Origin of the sequence: Caloramator australicus RC3 (assembly GCF_000297115.1) — a bacterium.
Lineage (GTDB): Bacteria > Bacillota > Clostridia > Clostridiales > Caloramatoraceae > Caloramator > Caloramator australicus.
Map to the genome: position 1 here is coordinate 1 of NZ_CAKP01000092.1, position 4725 is coordinate 4725.

The window sequence follows — 4725 nt, forward strand, 5'->3', positions numbered from 1 at the left end:
TTTAATGGTAAGAAAAACAGAGGTTGTGTAAAATATATAACTATTGGCACTGATTATAGGTCCTCTATAAATCGTGATTCTATATTTTTAAAAAAATATATAGTCTAAGAACTGAATCCGAAAGATACAATTCTAGATGGAAAAATCTCAATACAGAACAAGCTTATGTTAGAAATATTAACTCCGTTACTAATTTGAATACAATCGGTCACATTTGCCTTTTAACTGTTGCAATTGCTGCCATAAAATCTGGCTGCGTTGATAAATACAAATCCCTATCGGGATTTAGAAGAACAGCCTAAATAAATTATATTAAAATTAAATTAAATTTTTTGAACATCAATTTTACCAAGGGAGTAGTCTACCCTTTTTTTGCTTTTTTGGTGTTAATTTAAGTTTAATTTAAAATAATTGAGCTTCACTTCATAAAAGTTAGAACAATTTAACATAAATAATTTTGTTTTTTAATCAATTATGCTCATCTCTATTTTACTTAATATTTATTGTTTTACTTAATATTAATTATAACCTTTGACCTTTTAATTCATAGATTTTACATTTAGGAAATGGTAGCATTATTTTAGAATCAATCATACCTGAAAATAAAACACCAAGAACAAAAATTAATACCTTATAAAAATGGACAGGCTTTTTGTAAAATAATAATATAAATTATGGAAAATTTTCAAATTGATACATGGGGGACAGTGAAGTTATGAATCTATATTTAAGTCCTAACAGAATTTTGAAGAAAAACGAAAATTACAAAAAAATATTTCGAGTATTATTGGCGCAAAGACATTTGCAAATAATGGTTATTTTAGGTGTCATATGGATGATTGTTTTTAATTTCCTACCCATGTATGGAATTATCATTGCCTTTAAAAAATACAACATTATAAAGCCAATATCTGCTGCACCATGGGTAGGGTTGCAATATTTCAAGGAATTTTTAACTGACCCTGAATTTTTTAATGCAGTAAAAAACACATTGGGAATTAGCACTTTAAAGATATTGATAGGATTCCCACTTCCTATTATATTTGCTTTGTTTTTGAATGAGCTGACATCATTAAAATTTAAAAAGTTTGTTCAAACAGTTTCATATTTACCACATTTTTTATCTTGGGTTGTTCTTGGTGGAATATTAACTACTTGGCTTTCTGATGTCGGGATTATAAACGAAATCCTAGTTAAACTAAAATTAATTGATCAACCTATTAATTATTTAGCGGAACCTAAATATTTCTGGATGATAGTTATAATTTCAGATATATGGAAGGAACTTGGTTGGTCAGCAATTATCTATTTAGCCGCAATAGCAAGCGTTGATCCGGAAATGTATGAGGCAGCAACGATAGATGGTGCAGGAAGGTTACAAAAGATGTGGTTTATAACCCTCCCGGCAATCAAACCTACAGTAACTATATTATTTATATTAACTGTAAGCGGAATTTTAAATTCAAACTTTGACCAAATACTAGTTCTTAGAAATCCTCTTAATGCCAGTGCCAGTGATGTTATAGATATATTTGTATATAGAATGGGTCTACACCTTGGAAGATATTCATATGCAACGGCAGTTGGATTAGTCAAGTCAATAATAGCATTGCTACTCTTATTATCTGCTAATTTTGTATCAAAGAAACTAAATAATACTTCGCTATTTTAGAGGTGATTCAATGAAAATCAGCATATTAAAACGAAGGACATTGGGAGAAAAAATATTTGATACTGTAAATGTTATTATAATGCTTATAATTTGCTTTATAACCCTATATCCTATTTGGTATGTTTTAGTAAATTCTTTCAACGATGGCATGGATGCTATGAGGGGAGGAATATATTGGTGGCCCAGAAAATTTAGTCTTGACAGTTATAAAGCCGTTTTTTCAAGTCCAGGCATATTAAAAGCTCTGGGGATTACTGTTGCTAAAACTGTAATTGGAACTTTCCTACATGTTTTTTTTACAGCTATGGTTGCCTATGCATTGTCAAAGAAGGAGTTATTAGGAAGAAAGTTTTATATGACTTTAGGAATTATAACATTGTTTTTTAGTGGAGGACTAATTCCATATTATTTACTATTAAGAAACTTAGGATTTCTTGATAAGTTTATAGTTTACATAATTCCAGCGATGTTCAGTTTTTACGATGCAATAATATTTATAGCTTTTTTTAGAGAAATTCCTTCAAGCCTTGAAGAAGCAGCTAAAATAGATGGGGCAAATGACTTTTTAATATTTTTAAAAGTTATATTACCGGTTTCGCTGCCTGTTATAGCTACAATAGCTCTTTATCATGGAGTTTATCAATGGAATGATTACTTTACAGGTATGATATTTATAAATGATCCCGATCTTCAACCCATTCAAACTTACCTTTATAGGATTGTTGCCCAGGTAGGGTCTAATACAGCTATGCAGGCAGCACCGGGAGGTATAATAACAAGGACAGTTACAAGTCAATCTATAAAGCTTGCAACTATGGTAGTTACAACCTTTCCAATAGTTTGCGTTTATCCATTTTTACAAAAATATTTTGTAAAGGGAATGTTGATAGGGTCCATAAAAGGTTAAGAAGAATATAATCTTCGCCTGGCCGAAGATTATAAAATAAAATTATAGAGGGGGATGGTCATGAATAAAAAAATTTTATCAAAACTGACTGCACTTTTACTACTTATGGTAATGACTGTATCTAGCTTTGCAGGGTGCAGTAAAAAAACATCTAATTCAACCGATAATGAAAAAGTTTCGACAGTAAGCGAAGATGAACCAGGATGGAAAAAGGACGTAGATAAACCGATTACATTTGATTGGTATATAAACTTTTCCTGGTTCCCAAATAAATGGGGGGTTGATCTTACTTCGCAATATGTAACTAAAAAGACAGGAGTAAACATAAATTTTATAGTTCCAGCTGGAAATGAAAACGAAAAGCTTAATGCAATGATAGCTTCGGGTAAACTCCCAGACTTTATAACCCTTGGATGGTGGGAGGATGCTGTTCAAAAAATGATAGATGGTGGGCTTGTTCTACCGCTTGATGAACTAGCAAAACAATATGACCCATATTTCTTTAAAGTTGCAGATCCTATGAAGCTTGCATGGTATACAAAGGAAGATGGACATGTTTATGGATATCCCAATGCATCATCATCACCAAAGGATTTTGAGAGATATAAGGAGTTGAAACCATCAAATCAGACATTCCTTGTAAGAAAAGATATATATGAGGCGCTAGGCAAACCAGATATGAGAACCCCTGAAGGTTTTCTTAATGCATTAAAGGCTGCGAAGGAAAAATTCCCAACTGTTAATGGACAGCCTCTAATCCCATTTGGCTTACACGAATTTACTGATACAGGAAATTATTCACTAGAGTCATACCTTCAAAATTTCCTTGCAATACCTATGGAAAAAGACGGGAAATTATATGATAGGCTAACTGATCCGGAATATATAAGATGGCTAAAAACATTAAGAAAGGCAAATGAAATGGGACTTCTTGCTAAAGATATATTTGTAGATAAAAGGGCACAAATGGAAGAAAAGATAGCCCAAGGCAGATATTTTGCTATGCTTTACCAGAGAAGCGATATGGCAGCACAGCAGCAGGCCCTTTATGCAAAGGATAAGAATTCGATTTATATAGCAGTAGATGGACCGGCAAACTCAAATCTTGATCCACCAACATTAGCAGGTGATGGAATTGCAGGTTGGACAATTACTTTAATTTCAAAGGATGTTAAGGATAAAGCAAGGGCGATAAGATTTTTAAGTTATCTAATTAGCGAAGAGGGACAGAAGGATTTATATCTTGGCGAACAGGGTGTGACCTATGATATTATAGATGGAAAAGAACAATTCAAGCCAGAAGTATTAGACCTTCTTAACAAAGATAGAGCAGCATTTGATAAAAAGTATGGTGCATCCTATACCTTCTGGATGCTCATGGATACTAACATGATGCTTAAATGGCAGCCACCAACTGCAGAACCTTTTAAGCAGATGGAAGATTGGACTAAAGGAAAAACAGTAAGCTTTGCCGCCTTTGATGGAATTAATCCAACGGGTGATTCGGAAGAAGGTATTGCGGCTAATAGAATTGCACAAGAATGGGGAAAAACGCTTCCAAGACTTTTATTAGCAAAATCGGATGAAGAATTTGATAAAATATTTAATGAATTCCTGAAAAAGAGAAAAGAATATGGCTACGATAAGGTATTACAGTATCAACAAAAGAAGTATGAGGAAAATAAGAAAAAATTAGAAGGCGCTAATTAAATATAAAAATATGGATAAAAACCCAGAATTTCTGGGTTTTTCAGACTGTTGACAAAGTATAATTTTTTAAAGAGAATCCATCGCAAAAAAAGGATTCTCTTTTTTTATGTCGAAATATAATAATATACGAAGTAATAAAGGAGGATAAGTATGCTAACAATCAACAAAGATAAAACTCGTAGAGAACAAGTAGAATTTATCTCTGTTGATCAATTGGTTCCAGAAGATCATTTAGTTAGAAAAATAGAAAAAGTTATCAATTTTGATTTTATATATGATCTTGTAAAGGACATGTATTGCTTAGATAATGGAAGACCAAGCATAGATCCTGTTGTATTAATTAAAATAGTTTTAATTCAATATATGTTTGGTATAAAATCTATGCGTCAAACAATAAAAGAAATAAGAAACAAATGTTGCATACAGATGGTTTCTA

The 4725-nt window shown here is 32.0% G+C and carries 3 protein-coding genes and 1 pseudogene; all 4 read left to right on the forward strand.

Annotation, left to right across the window (positions count from 1 at the left end; genetic code table 11):
• Positions 1-835 precede the first annotated feature (835 nt).
• Entirely contained in the window at positions 836-1672 is an 837-nt protein-coding gene (locus CAAU_RS08450; RefSeq protein WP_008909023.1) for an ABC transporter permease, read from the forward strand.
• Positions 1673-1682: 10 nt separating this feature from the next.
• Entirely contained in the window at positions 1683-2579 is an 897-nt protein-coding gene (locus tag CAAU_RS08455) for a carbohydrate ABC transporter permease (RefSeq protein ID WP_008909024.1), read from the forward strand.
• A gap of 60 nt (positions 2580-2639) precedes the next feature.
• A complete protein-coding gene (locus CAAU_RS08460; protein WP_008909025.1) occupies positions 2640-4289 on the forward strand; it encodes a type 2 periplasmic-binding domain-containing protein in 1650 nt (549 codons plus the stop codon).
• A 150-nt stretch (positions 4290-4439) separates the two neighbouring features.
• Positions 4440-4725: pseudogene (locus tag CAAU_RS08465) on the forward strand (transposase); the annotation flags it as partial.